Here is a 15,573-nt window from a genome sequence, read left to right on the forward strand (position 1 = left end):
CCCTCAGAGGATGTTGATGACGAGGTTGCCATGCGCATCGACATGGGCTGTCCCGCTCGGGCCGATCACGGCTGTCGACTCGCGCTGCTCGACGATTGCCGGCCCCTTCACGGGTTCGCCGACCGGCAGGCTGTAATGGTCGTAGACGGGTGTCTCGACGGCCGTGCCCAGTTCCTGGAAATAGACGTCGCGCCGGCCTTTCAGGGCCTCTGCCGCCGTCGTGCCATGAGGGCGCGTAACCTTGCCCTTCCGGCCTCCAGCCCGCAAACGCCAGGTGATCACCTCGAGGCCGGCGTTGACGGTGCGGCCGAAGAGCTCGCGATAGAGCGTGGTGAAATTGGCCGTGAGCTGCGCCAGGAAATCCTCTTGCTGCAGTTCGAGGTCGGGCAGCGCGACCGTGATCTCATGGCCCTGGCCGACATAGCGCATGTCCACGGTATAGCGGTTCTCGATCGTTTCCTTGGGCACGCCGGCAGCGGACACGACCTCCGCTCCCTGAACCGCGAGGCCGCCGAGGAGCCTGCGCATCTCAGCACCATCCCAAGCCGTCAGCGCCATCGGGAAGCTCGCGGACAGGTCGACGGCGACGGGAGCGATGATCAGGCCGATCGCGGAGGTCACTCCCGCCCCCGTCGGGCAGATGATGCGCTTGATGCCGAGCTTGCGCGCGATGCCATAGGCGTGCACCGGCCCGGCGCCGCCAAAGGCGACCATGGGCAGGGAGCGGGGATCGACGCCGAGATCGGTCGCATGCATCGCAGCCGCCTTGCTCATCGACTCGTTGACGAGATCATGGATGCCCCAGGCGCAACGCGTGACGCTCACACCGAGATCGGAGGCCAGGCGCGCCATCGCATCATGGGCGGCCTGTTTCGAGACCTTGAACGAGCCGCCGACGAAGGATTCCGTCCCCATATAGCCGAGCAGGATGTCGGCGTCGGTGACGGTCGGCTCGGTACCGCCCCGCTGATAGGCAGCCGGCCCCGGCAAGGCGCCCGCCGAGCGCGGGCCGACATCGAGCAATCCGAGCGGGTTCTTGACGGCGATCGAGCCTCCGCCCGCGCCGATCTCGATCATCTGGATCGACTGGATCTTGAGGGGGAAGCCGGACCCCTTCCGGAAACGTTGGTAATGCGCGACTTCGAGATCGGTGCCGACCGTGGGCTCGCCATTGGGGATCAGGCACAGCTTGGCGGTGGTACCGCCCATGTCGAAGGAGAGCACGCTGCCCTCCCCGGCAATGCGGCCAAACTCGGCGGCCGCGACAGCTCCGGCAGCAGGGCCGGACTCGATGAGGCGCACAGGCAGCTCGGCTGCGCGCTGGCTGGGAACCAGACCGCCCGAGGAGGTCATCCACAGCACCTGCCGATCGATGCCCTTCCCTGCGAATTCTCGCTGGAGATGGGCGACATGGCCGGCCATCTGGGGCCGCGTATAGGCGTTGACCACCGTCGTCGAGGCGCGGTCGAATTCGCGCACCTCCGGGCAGACCTCAGAGGAGAGCGAGACGAAGATATCGGGATATTCGTCCTTCAGCAGGGCAGCGACCCGCTGCTCATGCGCTGGGTATTTATAGGCGTGGAGCAGGCAGACCGCGACCGAGCGGACCCCCTTTTCGCGCAGCCGCCCGGCGATCTCGCGCACGGTATCTTCGTCCAGCTCGGTGACGATTTCACCATCGGCCGCGATGCGCTCGCGGGCGCCGAAGCTGTTGGCGCGGCTTACCAGCGGGTCGGGATAGCGCAGGTTGAGATCGTAGAGATCGTAGCGCCCCTCGTTGCGGATGCGCAGCATATCCTGGAAGCCGGCGGTCGCGACGAAGCCGGTCTCGACGCCCTTGCGCTCCAACACGGCATTGGTGACGACCGTCGTGGCGCCCAGGACCTGCAGCTTGGCCCTGTCGATAACCTCGCCGAACGCCTCCAGCAGCTCGGTAACGCCCTGAACCACGGCCTCGGCCGGGTTCAACGGCGTGCTCAGCACCTTATGCAGATGCACCTCGCCTGCATCGTCGAGCAGCGCGAAATCGGTGAAGGTTCCACCGGTGTCGAATGCCAGCTTGGCCATGATGTCCTCTGAGCCTGCCTTGCGGAGGTCGCGGAGGTTGCGGCCAGCGAAGCGACCGCCAAGCCGTTCACCGCGACGACCCAGGAAGGGTAGAGCCAGCCACGCGCAGCTGGCCAACAGGACTGCGGTCTGCCGCTATAGGCTTTGTTTATGGCGCGACGTTTATGGCGCGACGTTTATGGTGCGACGTTTATGGTGCGGCCTGGGAACGCTCGGCCTCGCCAGCCGATTTCAACCCGAAGGGCGCCTCCCGGATCAAGGCCTGAACGATTTCGATCAGCACGGAGCGAGCGGCAATCGCGGGCTCGGACATCGGCAGATGGTCCGACACGCAAAGGGAAACCGTAGCCGTCATCGCGGGCCGTATCAGTGGCCGGACATCGGCGCCGCGAAAGCCTGCGGCGCTGGCTGCCACAGACCCGGGCAGGATCGTCGAACCCAGACCGTCCATGACGGCTGCGACCAGCGACGAAACGGATTCGATCTCGGCGGAGACGCGCGGCGCGACACGAGCGCGCGCAAGCGACTCGTCGATCATCTGGCGCAGGAAATGGCCTCGGCTCGGCAGCAGCAGGTCGACCTCGGCCAGAGCCGAGAGCGGGAGCGCCTCCCCCTCAACCGTCCCGATGGCGGCGCCCGGCGGCGACACCAGGACAAGCTCCTCGCGGAACAGCGGGTGCAGCACGACGCCCTTGATCGGCCTCGATCCATAGATGACCGCCATATCCATCTTGCCGGTCATGATCAGCTCGCTCAGGACATGGCCGAAGCTGTCATTGATATGGACGACGATGTCGGGATAGCGCGTCTTCATCGCCTTGAGCAGCGGCAGCGACAGCGCGCTCGACGCCGAATAGGTGGCGAGCCCGATCGAGACACGGCCTGCAACCGAGCGCGAGGATTGTTCGATATCGATCCGCGCCTGCTCGACCTGTTTCAGCAGCAGCTGGGCATGGCGGTAAAGGATCAGCCCGGCTTCGGTCGGCGCGATGCCATGATTGCTGCGGATCAGGAGCTTGTGCTTGAAATGGCTCTCCAGCGCGGCGATCTGCTGGGAGAGCGCCGGCTGAGCCGTGCGCAGCATGCCAGCGGCGCGAGACACGCTACCGGCATCCACCACCTTCACGAAGCTCTTCAACTTCTTGAAATCAACACTCATCGGCCCGGCCGCCTCCCCGGGGGCGAGGTTAGGTCATTCCCCGGCAACGTGAAACCGACCGGCTGCCACCGCCGTCAGTGCTGCACATCCGTCTCGCCACGCATCTTTCCCGTCATGAAGAGCTCGCCGAGCTCGTCATGGCTGATCTCGGTGGGCTTGCCATCCCAGATCACCTTGCCCAGCCGCAGGATGACGGCGCGCTGCGCCACCTCCATCGCCTTCTTGGTGTTCTGCTCGACGAGCAGGATGGTTTGACCCATCGCGTTGATGCGCAGCAATTCGTCGAAGACGATGCCGATCGCGGCCGGCGACAGTCCGACCGAGGGTTCATCGACCAGCAGGATGCGCGGGCGCTGGAGCACAGCCATCGCGACCTCCAGAAGCTGCTGTTCGCCGCCAGACATATTGCCGGCGAGCGTCGTGCGGCGCTTCCTGAGGATCGGGAAGAGCTCGTAGACATAGTCGCGATCGGCCTTCACCTTGGCGTCGCGCAGGGTGTAGGCGGCCATCTGCAGGTTCTCGTCGATCGTCATGAGCGGGAAATTGCAGCGGCCCTGGGGCACCAGGGAGACGCCTTGCGCCAGGATCTCGCGCGATGCCAGCCCGGCAATGTCCCGGCCCTGCCAGCGTATGGCGCCCCCCTTGATGGTCGTCATGCCGTAGAGCGTCTTGAGCAGGGTCGATTTGCCCGCGCCATTGGGGCCCAGGAGCGCGACGAACTGGCCCTGCGGCACGTCGAGATCGACGCCGTTGAGAATGTCCAGCGAGCCATAGCCGGCACGCAGGCCCGCAATCGAAAGACTGGTCTCAGCCACCGAGATAGGCCTCCCGAACCGCCTGGTTGCGCATGATCTCAGCCGGCGTGCCTTCGGCGAGCTTACGCCCCTGGTCGAGCACGGCGACGCGCTGGCAAATGCTGGTGATGACGTCGATGTTGTGCTCGATCACCAGGAAGCTGACGCCGAGCTGTTCATTGGCGTAGCGGATCGCCTCGACGACGCGCTCGATCAATTTCGGATTGATCCCCGCCATCGGCTCGTCGAGCAGGATCAATTTGGGCTCGGGCATCAGCATCGAGGCGAACTGGATCAGTTTCTGCTGGCCACCCGAGAGATTGCCCGCCGGCTGGGTGCGGACATCCCAGAGCCCCGACAGCCTGATGAGTTCGCGCGCACGCTGGCGCAGGCCGTCGACCCGGGCGCGCGAGCGGGCGCCGAGCCCGAAGGTCGAGGCGACGCTCGGAAAGGTGAACATCTGGCCGGCGATGACGAGGTTCTCCTCGATGTCGAGCGCACCGAAGGTGACGGTCTTCTGGAAGGACCGCAGCATGCGGCCTTCCCGGGCGATGCGATTCAGTGACCAGCCGGTGATGTCCTGCCCATCGAGCCTGACCGAGCCGGCATTGGGGCGAGCAAGGCCGGATGTGCAGTCGAAGAAGGTCGACTTGCCCGAGCCATTGGGTCCGATCAGCCCGCAGATCTCACCGCGATGGACCTGCAGATCGACGCCGTCCACGGCGCGGATCGCACCATAGGATTTGCTGAGGCCAGTGATGTCCAATATCGGTAGACCGGTCATGAGCGCCCCCTGAGCATGGTCCAGAAGCGAGTGATCAGCGGCGCAAAGCCCTTGGGAAACCAAAACACTAGCGCCAGCAGGCAGAAGCCATAGGCCACCATCCGCAGCTCGGGAGCGATGCGAAGCGCCTCGGACAGACCGACGAAGAGCAGGCTCCCGAAGACGACACCCGAGATGGTGCCCGGCCCGCCGCCGAGCACGATGATCAGCATCAGCGTCGAATTCGACATCTGGAATGTCAGCGGGCTGACCACGGTCAGATAATGCGCGTAGACGCTGCCGCCGAGCCCGGCGAAGGCCGCGCTGATCATGAAGACGACCAGCTTGTAGCGCCAGGTCGGCACGCCGACGGACTCGGCCAGCGTCTCGTTCTCGCGGATCGCCACCATGTTGCGGCCGGCCGGCGAGCTGACGATCAGCCAGACGGCGAAGGTCGCCAGGGCGGCAATGGCGAGCACGAGATAGTAGAACCCGACCGTCCCCGAGACCGTGAAGGAGGCCGGCCCGAGCGCGAAATAGGGCTTGGGGATGGCCGACAGCCCCATGTCGCCGCGCGTCAGGCTGATCCAGTTCTTGGCAACCGCCTGCCCGATGATGACGAAGCCGAGCGTGCACATCACGAAAGAGGTCGAGCGCAACCTGAGAGCCGGGATGCCAAGCGGCAGCGCCAGCGCCCCGGCAACGAGACCCGCGCCGAACAGGTTGACGTAGAATGGCGTGCCCCAATGCACCGCCATCAGGGCGGAGACATAGGCGCCGACGCCGAAGAAGGCGGCCTGCGCGAGCGATAGCAGGCCGGTATAGCCGACGAGCAGATTGAGCCCATGGGCCGGCAGCAGGAAGATCAGCGAGATGATCACCGCATGCAGCGCGTAGTTGCCAAGCAGCAGCGGCGCGCAACAGGCAAGGACGACGACGGCGAGCCCGAAGGGCAGCCTCAGGTCGCGGCCAGGCAGCGGAAGCGAGCTCTCGTTCAGCGACATCGTCGATCCTCGGACAGATTGGCTGGGGGCCGCCAGAGCAGGATGCGAAAAGTGGGAACCGGTTTTCGCATCCTGCTCTAACTCTTTGATGAGAGACGGATTCAGACTTCAGATGGGATCACTCCGTGATTCCGTCTGAAGTCATCCGGCTCTAGGTCAGTAACGGGCTTGAGCGGAGAACAGCCCGTGCGGGCGCCACATCAACACGAGCATCAGCGTGGCGAAGCCGACCGTGTCGCGAAACTGCAGGCCGACATAGGTGGCGACCAGGCTCTCGGCGATGCCCAGGATCATCGCGGCGAAGAAGGTACCGCGGACATTTCCAAGGCCGCCCATGATGATGATCGGCAGCGTCTTGAAGGTGATCAGTTCGCCCATGCCGCCATAGACACTGACATTGACCGGGGCGGTCAGCACCCCTGACAGGCCGGCGAGCGCCGCCCCCAGGACGAAGGTCGTCACGACGACTTTGCGGACATCGATGCCCACCACGGCGCAGCACTCGACGTTCTGCGACACGGCCCGCATCGCCTTGCCCATGCGGCTATAGGTAACCAGGAGCTCGAGCCCGAAGAAGACCAGCACGGCGACCGCGATGATCAGCAGGCGCTGCTCGGCAAGCGATACGCCCAGAATGGTGACGGGCTCGATATAGCCGCCTTCGAAGAACTTGTAGCCGCCGCCGAAGAGGAGGATGACGATGTTCTGAAGGATGAGCGCGATGCCCAGCGTCGCCAGCACGCCAGCCTCGGCCGGCGCCCCGACCATGCGCCGCATCACGAACTGCCCGATGACCAGAGCAACAAAGGCCGTGGCGATGACGCCGGCGACGATGGCGACCGGATAAGGCAGGTCGAAATACTCGATCGCGACCCAGGCCCCGAAGGTGCCGACCATGTAATATTCGCCATGGGCGAAATTGATCGCCCGCAGGACGCCGAAGATCATCGTCATGCCGACGGCGACCAGGGCGTAGACGGCCCCGGTGACGATGCCGTTGACGATCTGCTCTGAGATTTGGAACAGCATCTCGACCTCCCCTTAAGCCCGCGCGCTTACCCCCGCGCCCTTGCGCCCGCGCGGGACGGTCAGCGCGGATAGTCGATATCGGCGGAATAGGCGCCCTTGACCACCGGCTTGCCGTCCTCGATCTGCAACAGGATCATCGGCAGCTTGGCCTGGTTGTGGTCGTCGAAGGTCACCTCGCCCACGGCGCTGTCGTATTTGATCTTGGCGAGCGCATCGCGGACCTTGGCGCGGTCGGCGCTCTTGGCTGCCTCGACCGCCTTGCCGAGCAGGTTGACGGTCTCCCAGTGAACATAAGCGTGGTTGTTGGGCGCCTCGCGATATTCGGCCGCGAACCGGGCCACGAAGCCCTTGCTCTTGGGGCTGTCCCAGCCCGGCAGCCAGGCCGCAGCCTCGACGGCGCCTTCGAGCGCCTTCGGCGCCGACTTGATCGTCTTCTCGGTGTTGAACTCGCCATTGCCGATCAGCGGCACCTTGCCGGCAAGCCCGACCTCGGTCATCTGCCGCGCCACGATCGGCGTGGTGTCGGCAAGGCCGTACATGATGATCGCCTGAGCGCCGGAATCGCGGATCTTGGCCAGCACGCTGCGGAAATCGACCTCGCCTTCCTTGTAGTAGTCCTCGGTCAGGATCTGGCCCTTGAAGCGTGGCAGGTACTTCTTGGTGAACTCGATCGCCGAGCGGCCATAATCGCTGTCGACCGAGAGCACGGCGAATTTGGTGAAGCCGCGCTTCTCGGCGGCATATTGCGCAACGATCAGGGCGCGGTTCTCATCGGTGGGATAGTTGCGGAAGCTCCATTTGAAGCCGCCGACGCCCGCCGCATACGTAATCTTGGGGTTCGACGAAGCCGCGTTGATCAGCAGGACGCCGGCATCCTCGACGACGGGCTGCATCGCCAGCGTCACGGAGCTCGACACGTCGCCGATCAGGAAATCGACCTTGTCCTGGTCGATCAGGCGCCGTGTCGCCGAGACGCCCTCGACCGGCGTGCCCTGGCTGTCGGCGGAGAAGATCTGGATCTTGCGGCCATCGATGCCGCCAGCCGCGTTGATGTCCTTGGCGGCAAGCTGCGCGCCGCGCAGCGAGAAGGCGCCGTAGCGGGCATTGGGGCCGCTCATCGGCGCGACGATGCCGAGGCGGATGCTGTTGTCCTGCGCCAGTGCGGAGGTCTCGAAGACTGGCGCGCCGGCAAGGCAGATCGCTGATGCGAGAAGGCCGAAGGCCCTGCGGTGAACTGTGTTGGCCATGATCGACTCCGTTCCCTGATCGTGTTCCGCGATCGCGTCGCGGTTAGCCGGAACCGGCTTCGTCGCATGCACGCAACGATCCGACCCGATCGGGCGCGATTTGCAGGCCCGATGGGAGAAAATTCTAGGTTCGGCGGACTCGCTCTGGGAACCACAACTGCATTCTGCCGCCATAGCGTTTCTTTATGGCGCGGCGAGGCGCGACGATAAATCCTAGGGTCCGCGTCGCGCGCGGCAGCCTCTCCGGCATCGAGCAGGCGCGGCAGCTCGCCAGAGCAATTTCCGATCTGATTGGATCGTTCAATAGCTCCTGCGCTTTGTTTTAACGCGTTTTCTTCACGCGAACCGGTGCCCACTTCGCTCGAAAATGCTCCAGCCTGGGGGTTGGACCGACCCATCTCATAGCGTCCGAGGCGGCTGTGAATGTCCCCGGCCAGCCCATCATTGCCAGTTTGAAGAGATCCGCACGGCTCGCCGCGCCCCCAAAGACGGGCGGCCTGGCGACCTGCTGCGCCGCGGCTTGACACGGTGAAGGGGTTGCCCATAAATGCGCATGGATGATTGCTGACAATCATCCATGCCGCAAATAAGCAGCAGCCGGGCTCGCTGCGGAAGGCTCCAGGGCCGATCCGTCGCGATCCCGCCGCTCCGCCAAAAATCAAAAGAGGGGTTCATGAGTTCCTTCGGCGTCATCTTGAGTGTCCGCGCGACCGTTGCTGCAGCCCTGCTGACCTCGGCGTCCTTGATGTCGGCGTCCTTGGCGTCGGCTGCATGCCTCCCAGTACCGCCAAACCTCGTCGAGCCTGGTTTCTTGACGATCGGCTCGGCGCTGACGGCGCCGCCCATGGGTTTCATGAGGGATGACCAGCCCTCGGGCTTCGATCCCGAGCTCGCTTCCGTGCTGGCCGAGCGCATGTGCCTGAAGCCGAAGATCGTGAACCTGGCCTTCCAGGGCCTTTTCCCGGGGCTGATCGCGAAGAAATTCGACATCATCGCCTCGCAGGTCGGCATCACCGAGCCACGCAAGGAGATGTTCGATTTCGTTCCCGTCTTCAAAGGAGGCTTGCGCCTGGTGACGCAGAAGACGAGCGGCCTGACCTTCCAGACCGAGAAGGACGTCTGCGGCTACTCGGCCGCGATCGCCGCCGGCACGACCCAGATGGCCGCGCTCGAGCGCGTCAAGGAGGAGTGCCCGGCCGCCCGGCCGATGGTGCTGAAGGTCTTCAGCAACCAGATCGAAGCGATGAACGAGGTCGCCAAGAAATCCGTCAGCGTCGCCTATGTCGACTGGCCTGTGGCCGCCAACCTGATCCAATTGCGCCCGAACGATTTCGCCGAGGCCAGCCCGGTCCTGAGCGGGCGCGGGCCCGGCACCCCGCGCAATCGCAATGGCATCGTCGTCCGCAAGGGCGAGACGGGGACGCAGGGCGCGATTTCCGCAGCCTTTGCGCAGGTTCTGGCCGACGGGACCTATGACAAGATCCTGACGAAATGGAACCTCGCCGATGGCGACGTCCGCAAGGGCGGCGATTGAGCGCCGGAACGCGGCCTCCGGAAAGCGGGTTCATTGGAGCGGATTGATTCATGCATTTTGACGTCGGTTATTTCATAGGCCTGCTCTTCTCGACGCGGTTCTTCGAGCCGGCCCTGATCGTCGTGGTGGTCGCCGTGACCGCCATGGTGATCGGGGTGGTGATCGGGACGGTCGGTGGGGTGATCCTGACCTCGCCCATCCCGGTCCTGCGCCCGATCATGCGTGGCTATGTCCAGACCATCCGCGGCATTCCGGTGCTGGTCCAGATCGTGTTCTGGTACAATGGCCTGCCTGCGCTCACCGATGGCGCGATCAATCTGCCGGCCTATGCCGCCGGCATCATCGCGCTCGGCATCAATGAGGGCGCCTACATGACCGAGATCGTCAGGGCCGGCATTCAGTCCGTCGATCGCGGCCAGCGCGAGGCGGCCCAGGCGCTGAGCCTCACCTACAAATCGATGATGCTGAAGGTGATCCTGCCGCAGGCCGTCCGCATTGCGATCCCGCCGGCCGGCAACCAGATCGTCAACCTGATCAAGAACACCTCGCTGCTGTTCACCATCGCCATTCCGGAAATTTTCGGGACCGGCACGAACCTGTTCAGCGCGAACTTCAAGTATTTCGAAGTGATCGCGGTGGTGGCGATCTGGTATCTCGGTCTGGCGCTTGCCTATGGCGTGATCCAGCGTGCGCTGGAGCGCCATTTCGCCAAAGGGCGCATGGGCCTTTACGGAGCTGCCGCATGACCACCTATGAGACTGTGTCCGATCAGCCGGCCCGGGGTGCGCGCCGATGGCACTGACGGCGTTGAAGCGGCAGCCGGCCGAGCAGATGGCGGCCGATGCCCTGAAGGAAGCGATCCTGACCGGCGCTCTGAAGCCCGGCGAACGGCTGACGGAGATCGTACTCTCCGAGCAGTTCGGTGTCTCGCGCGGCACGGTGCGTATCGCCCTGCATCAGCTCGGCAGCGACGGCCTCGTCGTGCTGACGCCGTATACAGGCTGGTCGGTCGCGAATTTCGAGCCGCGCGACATATGGGAGATCTACACCCTGCGCGGCAGCCTCGAATCCATGGCGGCGCGTCTTGCAAGCGAGCAGCTCGACACTGACGGTGCCGCGCGGCTGGAGCGGGCCGGCGAGGAGCTTTTCGACGCGGCCCGCCGGAACGAGAACGTCGCCGAGATCATGCGCCGCGACTTCGCCTTGCATCGCTGCATCGTCGAGCTCTCGAAGAATGGTCGCCTGCTCAACCACTACAGAATGGTCGAGCAGCAGGTTCGGATGTTCATCAGCTCGACCTACACCCCAAGAGCCGACATGAGCATCGTGATCGAGCACCATCGCCCGATCGTCGAGGCGATCCTGCGACGCAAGCCGCGCCTCGCCGCCCGCCTTTGCGAGCATCACTGCACCAGTGAGGGCGAGCGCATTCTCAAATTGGCACCTGGGGACATTTAACCGATGGCGGAATCGATGGTGCTCAACCGCAGGCCCAACACAGCCCTCCTATCCGACCCGGTTATCGCGCTGGCCGGGATCGACAAGTGGTTCGGGGCGATGCACGTCCTCAAGGACGTCTCGCTGACGATCCGGAGCGGCGAAAAGGTCGTGATCTGCGGCCCCTCCGGTTCCGGCAAGTCGACGCTGATCCGCTGCATCAACGGGTTGGAGCGCCACCAATCCGGCACGATCACTGTCGAGGGCGTCGAACTCGCCGACAAAACGCTGGGAACGATCCGCCGCGAGGTCGGCATGGTCTTCCAATCCTTCAATCTGTTTCCGCATCTGACCATCCTGCAGAACTGCATGCTGGCCCCGATGGAATCGCGCAGGCTGTCGCGCCAGGAGGCGCAGGCGCGCAGCCTGGACTATCTCGCCCGCGTTCACATCGCCGAGCAGGCTCACAAATATCCCTCACAGCTTTCAGGCGGTCAGCAGCAACGCGCGGCCATCGCCCGGGCGCTATGCATGCAGCCTCGGATCATGCTCTTCGACGAGCCGACTTCGGCGCTCGACCCAGAGATGATTTCGGAGGTTCTCGACACGATGAGCGAGCTGGCCGCTTCGGGCATGACGATGCTGTGCGTCACCCATGAGATGAGCTTCGCCCAAAGGATCGCCGACCGCGTCGTCTTCATGGATGCGGGCCGGATCGCCGAGGAAGGCAGCCCGGACCAGATCTTCAACCGCCCGGCCACCGAGCGCCTGGCGCTCTTCCTGAACCGGCTCTTGAAGCACTGAAGGCAGCGTAGCTCAAACACCAGCGGCGGCGTAGCTCCGCCGATTCAAGTCCCGATGTCCTGAACCACCCCGCCCGCCAGGGAAACTGGCGCGCGGGCTCGACCAAACTCGTCCATTTGCAAGCTCGCCCATTTCGCAGACCCGCCCATTTGGCAGAAAGGCAAAGACCATGCTGACGATCGACAATATGCGCGTGTTCAATATCAGAGGCGGGGGACTTCATCCCGTCATCGTCGAGCTGACGACCAAGGACGGCATCACCGGCTACGGCGAGGCCGCCATCGCCTATGGGCTCGGAGCGAACGCGGCTGCCGGAATGCTGTCGGATCTGGCGCCCAGCGTGATCGGCACTGATGCCACCTATCCGCGCCATGTCTGGCAGGAAATCTACGATAATTCCTTCTGGACCAAGGGCGGAGGGGCGATCGTCTTCGCCGCGATCAGCGCCATCGACCAAGCGTTGTGGGACATCAAGGCCAAGGCGCTCGGCGTTCCCGTCTACGAGCTCTTCGGCGCCAAGTTCGAGGACACGCTGGAGGTCTACGCGAATGGCTGGAGCACCCAGCATGATGACGTCATCGGCTGGGCCGAGGCCGCCGAGCGGCCGCTTGCGGACGGCTTCAGGATCTTGAAATGCTACCCGCTGGCGGTCCAGCAGGCCGGCGGCACCCTGCGCCATGTGCAGCGGCGCCAGCTCGGCGATGCGGAGTTTCGGCGTGCCGTCGACCGGGTCAGGACGCTGCGCAAGGTGGTCGGGCCCGAGATCGGGCTGATGCTCGACCTCTCCGGCGGGCTCAACAACGACCAGCTCATCCGCTTCATGGATGTCTGCACCGAACTCGACCTGACCTGGGTCGAGGAGCCGTTGGACGCCTTCAACCTGCAGGGGCTGCGCAATCTCGCGGGGCGCTGGAACATCCCGATCGCAGCCGGCGAGCGCGTCTATACCCGCAGTGGCTTCCGCAACCTGCTCGAGACCGGCGGCGTGGATATCATCATGCCCGATGTCGGCAATTGCGGCGGCATCTTCGAGCTGGTGCAGATCGCGGCGTTGGCGGAGGCCTATAATGCGCGCGTCTCGCCGCATAATTGCGCAAGCTCGCTGTGCACGGCCGCCTCCGTTCAGGTCTGGGCTGCATCGGCCATGTCGATGCCGCTCGAAACCTACCCCTATTTCTCCGACGCCAACGACTATGTCCAGGTGCTGAAGAATCCACCGGAAAAAGCGGTCGAGAAGGGCAAGCTCAGGATTCCCACGACGCCGGGGCTCGGAGCCGAGGTCGATCTCGAGGCGATCGCCCCATTCCGGTCGTTTGACTATCGCCGGGATGGCCTTTGACTATCGCAGACGCGGCCTGATCGGTTCAGGCTGAAATCGCCCGTCGCCAGGGTCAGTTCGTGGCGATCGCCGTGTCGATCGCGTCCGACATGATCGCCAGGCCGCGGTCGATCTCGGCCTCTGAGACCGTCAGGGGCGGCGCGATCCGGAAGACGCCTCCCATGCCGGGAAGCTTGACGATGTTCATGCTGAGGCCTCGGCGCATGGCCTCTTCCATGATCCTGGCCCCGAGCTCGAAGCCCGGTGCCTTGCTCTGCCGATCGGTCACGATCTCGAGCCCGAGAAGGAGGCCGCGCCCGCGCACGTCCCCGACACATTCGAACCTCTGCTGGAGCGACAGAAGTCCATTGCGGAGCCTTTGCCCGCGCGCGACGGCCTGCTCGACCAGACCGTCGCGTTCGACCACGTCGAGGACCGTCACGCCGACGGCGGCCGGGAGCGGGTCGGAGACATGGGTCGTGTAGAACAGGAAGCCGCGCTCATGCGCCTTCTCCTCGATGGCCTGCGAGGTCATCACGGCCGCGAGCGGCAGGCCGGCTCCGAGCGTCTTCGACAGCGTCAGAATGTCGGGCGTGACGCCATCGCGCTGGAACGCGAACATATTGCCGGTCCGGGCGATCCCGGTCTGGGCCTCGTCGAGGATCAGCAACATGCCCCGCTCCTCGCATTTGCGCTTGAGCGCGGCGAGATAACCGAGCGGGAGTTCGAGGATGCCGCCGCTCGACAAGATCGGTTCGGCGATGAACGCGGCGAGATTGCCGGTCGACTGCCTGTCGATCAGCGAGAAGGCATCGTCGAGTTCGGCCTGCCAATCATTGGAGCCGTCGGGATGCGTGAAGCGCGCGCGGTAGGAGTTGGGCGCAGGGATGACGAAGGAGCCGGCAGCGACCGGCCCATACCCCCGCCGGCCGGCACTGTAGGTTGCGGCAGCGGCCGCTCCCGTCATGCCGTGCCAGCTCTGTGCGAAGGCGACGACCTCATGTCCGCCGGTCACCAGCTTCGCCATGCGAATGGCGGCCTCGTTCGATTCCGCCCCGGTGGTGAGGAGCTGTACCCGGTCGAGGCCGGGGGCAAGCGCGGCAAGACGCGAGGCCAGATCGACCACCGGGCGCGACAGCATCCCACTGAAGAGATGCGCCACCGACCGCATCTGCCGGTCCACCGTCGCGACGATGTCGGGGTGGGTATGGCCGAGGACGGCGCTCATCTGGCCCGAGGTAAAGTCCAGGATGGCGCGGTCATCGGCATCATAGACAAAGCTGCCTTCGGCCCGCTCGACGATGATCGATTCAAAATCGGGCCCATAGCGGGTCAGATGTGTGTTTGCGGCGGCCCAGAAGGCGGGATCGGCGTTGAGCGACATGGGGCACCTCGGGAGCGGGAGTGTCCAAAGGCTAGATGCGGTTGTTGCACTGCGCAAATTGATACTCTTTCAAGCCGATATCGATTAAATTGATGACTATGCGCACGCTCGACCTCGCCTTGCTCAGGAACTTCGCCGTCATCGCGCGGACGGGCTCGATCAGCGTCGCCTCGTTGCAGATCGGGCGGACGCAATCGGCGTTGAGCATGCAGATGCAGCGCCTGGAAGCGCTGACAGGCCAGGCTCTCCTGCACCGCAGCGGCTCGGGCGTACGCCTGACCACGGCGGGAGACAAGCTGCTCGCCCATGCCGAATCCCTCTTGGCCAAGCATGACGAGATCCTCGCCGACATGCGCGGAACCGGCCTCAAGGGCTCGGTCAGCTTCGGCTGTCCCGAGGATTACTCGATCGCGTTTCTGCCGGATCTGCTGCGGGCGTTTTGTGCCCTGCATCCCGATGTCGAGTTGCGCATGGTCTGTGCGCCGACCTCGGAGCTGCGCCCGCTGCTGCATCGGCGGCAGATCGAGATGGCGCTGGTCTCCCTCCCCGATCCGGCCGGCGCAGAGGTCATCCGGAGAGAACACTTCGTCTGGGTCGCAAACGCAGCCGAGCCGGACATTCTTGACCAGGCCGTCCTCCCACTGGCGCTTTCGGCCCCCATGACGCTGGACTATCGCGCTGCCTGCGACGCCATGGAAGCGGCTGATCGTCGCTATAGGGTGGCCTTTGCGAGCAACAGCCTCGCTGGTCTCATCGCCATTGCCCGATCAGGTCACGCCATCAGCGTTCTGACCCGAACCGCAGTTCCGCCGGATCTGCACATCGTCTCGGCAGGATTGCCGGTGCTTCCCGCGATCGGGATTGCGCTGGAGTTCGCGGAGCTGCGGCCATCATCCGCCGCGAGAGCTTTGGGCGACCATATCCGGGCCGTGTTGCCGACCCTTGCACGCGATGCGCGCCCGATATCCGGCCCCGGATCCGCGTCCCCTGCCTTGCGCGGACTATGAAGGCAGGCGCCAAGGGGCGCGATTGG

The 15,573-nt window shown here is 64.7% G+C and carries 15 protein-coding genes; 6 read left to right on the top strand and 9 right to left on the bottom strand.

Translation table 11 applies throughout. The annotated features are described in order from the left end of the window. Window positions 1–3 precede the first annotated feature (3 nt). From ACSQ3P_RS26290 to ACSQ3P_RS26325, 8 genes are all read right to left on the bottom strand, one after another. Window positions 4–2,067 (bottom strand): hydantoinase/oxoprolinase family protein, encoded by a 2,064-nt coding sequence (locus tag ACSQ3P_RS26290; RefSeq protein ID WP_436168415.1) that lies wholly within the window; start codon window positions 2,065–2,067, stop codon window positions 4–6. Window positions 2,068–2,257: 190 nt separating this feature from the next. Further along, a complete protein-coding gene (nac, locus tag ACSQ3P_RS26295) occupies window positions 2,258–3,226 on the bottom strand; it encodes a nitrogen assimilation transcriptional regulator NAC (protein ID WP_436168416.1) in 969 nt (322 codons plus the stop codon). 74 nt (window positions 3,227–3,300) lie between these two features. Then, window positions 3,301–4,041: a branched-chain amino acid ABC transporter ATP-binding protein gene (locus ACSQ3P_RS26300; protein WP_436168417.1), complete on the bottom strand. Its 741-nt coding sequence runs from the start codon at window positions 4,039–4,041 to the stop codon at window positions 3,301–3,303. Then, the gene (locus ACSQ3P_RS26305; protein ID WP_436168418.1) at window positions 4,034–4,804 is read right to left on the bottom strand and encodes an ABC transporter ATP-binding protein; all 771 of its coding nucleotides are present in this window, start codon (window positions 4,802–4,804) and stop codon (window positions 4,034–4,036) included. Before ACSQ3P_RS26305 ends, ACSQ3P_RS26300 begins: the two co-directional genes overlap by 8 nt. Then, window positions 4,801–5,787, bottom strand: coding sequence for a branched-chain amino acid ABC transporter permease (locus ACSQ3P_RS26310; RefSeq protein WP_436168419.1), 987 nt, complete (start codon window positions 5,785–5,787; stop codon window positions 4,801–4,803). The genes ACSQ3P_RS26305 and ACSQ3P_RS26310 overlap by 4 nt, the downstream gene beginning before the upstream one ends. Before the next feature lie 156 nt (window positions 5,788–5,943). Then, on the bottom strand, window positions 5,944–6,816 hold the full coding sequence (locus ACSQ3P_RS26315; RefSeq protein ID WP_436168420.1) for a branched-chain amino acid ABC transporter permease: 873 nt from the start codon (window positions 6,814–6,816) through the stop codon (window positions 5,944–5,946). 59 nt (window positions 6,817–6,875) lie between these two features. Then, window positions 6,876–8,063, bottom strand: a complete 1,188-nt coding sequence (locus ACSQ3P_RS26320; protein WP_436168421.1) for an ABC transporter substrate-binding protein — start codon at window positions 8,061–8,063, stop codon at window positions 6,876–6,878. Window positions 8,064–8,504: 441 nt separating this feature from the next. Next, entirely contained in the window at window positions 8,505–8,909 is a 405-nt protein-coding gene (locus ACSQ3P_RS26325; RefSeq protein WP_436168422.1) for a hypothetical protein, read from the bottom strand. Between ACSQ3P_RS26325 and ACSQ3P_RS26330 the strand changes: the two genes are divergently transcribed. From ACSQ3P_RS26330 to ACSQ3P_RS26350, 5 genes are all read left to right on the top strand, one after another. Beyond that, window positions 8,908–9,597, top strand: coding sequence for a transporter substrate-binding domain-containing protein (locus tag ACSQ3P_RS26330; protein ID WP_436168423.1), 690 nt, complete (start codon window positions 8,908–8,910; stop codon window positions 9,595–9,597). The two genes, ACSQ3P_RS26325 and ACSQ3P_RS26330, sit on opposite strands and share 2 nt — an antisense overlap. Before the next feature lie 50 nt (window positions 9,598–9,647). Beyond that, complete coding sequence (locus ACSQ3P_RS26335) at window positions 9,648–10,343, top strand: amino acid ABC transporter permease (protein WP_436168424.1); 696 nt, start codon at window positions 9,648–9,650, stop codon at window positions 10,341–10,343. A 46-nt stretch (window positions 10,344–10,389) separates the two neighbouring features. Further along, a complete protein-coding gene (locus tag ACSQ3P_RS26340; protein ID WP_436168425.1) occupies window positions 10,390–11,055 on the top strand; it encodes a GntR family transcriptional regulator in 666 nt (221 codons plus the stop codon). Window positions 11,056–11,058: 3 nt separating this feature from the next. Then, entirely contained in the window at window positions 11,059–11,838 is a 780-nt protein-coding gene (locus tag ACSQ3P_RS26345; RefSeq protein WP_436168426.1) for an amino acid ABC transporter ATP-binding protein, read from the top strand. A gap of 169 nt (window positions 11,839–12,007) precedes the next feature. After that, window positions 12,008–13,177 carry a mandelate racemase/muconate lactonizing enzyme family protein gene (locus ACSQ3P_RS26350; RefSeq protein ID WP_436168427.1) on the top strand — a complete coding sequence of 390 codons (1,170 nt, stop codon included), beginning with the start codon at window positions 12,008–12,010 and terminating at the stop codon, window positions 13,175–13,177. Between the two features lie 52 nt (window positions 13,178–13,229). Here ACSQ3P_RS26350 and ACSQ3P_RS26355 read toward each other — a convergent pair whose 3' ends face one another. Beyond that, on the bottom strand, window positions 13,230–14,540 hold the full coding sequence (locus ACSQ3P_RS26355; protein WP_436168428.1) for an aspartate aminotransferase family protein: 1,311 nt from the start codon (window positions 14,538–14,540) through the stop codon (window positions 13,230–13,232). Window positions 14,541–14,638: 98 nt separating this feature from the next. Here ACSQ3P_RS26355 and ACSQ3P_RS26360 point away from each other — a divergent pair, with 98 nt between their 5' ends. Further along, window positions 14,639–15,547, top strand: a complete 909-nt coding sequence (locus tag ACSQ3P_RS26360; protein ID WP_436168462.1) for a LysR substrate-binding domain-containing protein — start codon at window positions 14,639–14,641, stop codon at window positions 15,545–15,547. Window positions 15,548–15,573 lie beyond the last annotated feature (26 nt).

This window comes from Allobosea sp. LjRoot9 (genome assembly GCF_964252745.1).
Taxonomy (GTDB): Bacteria; Pseudomonadota; Alphaproteobacteria; order Rhizobiales; family Beijerinckiaceae; genus Allobosea.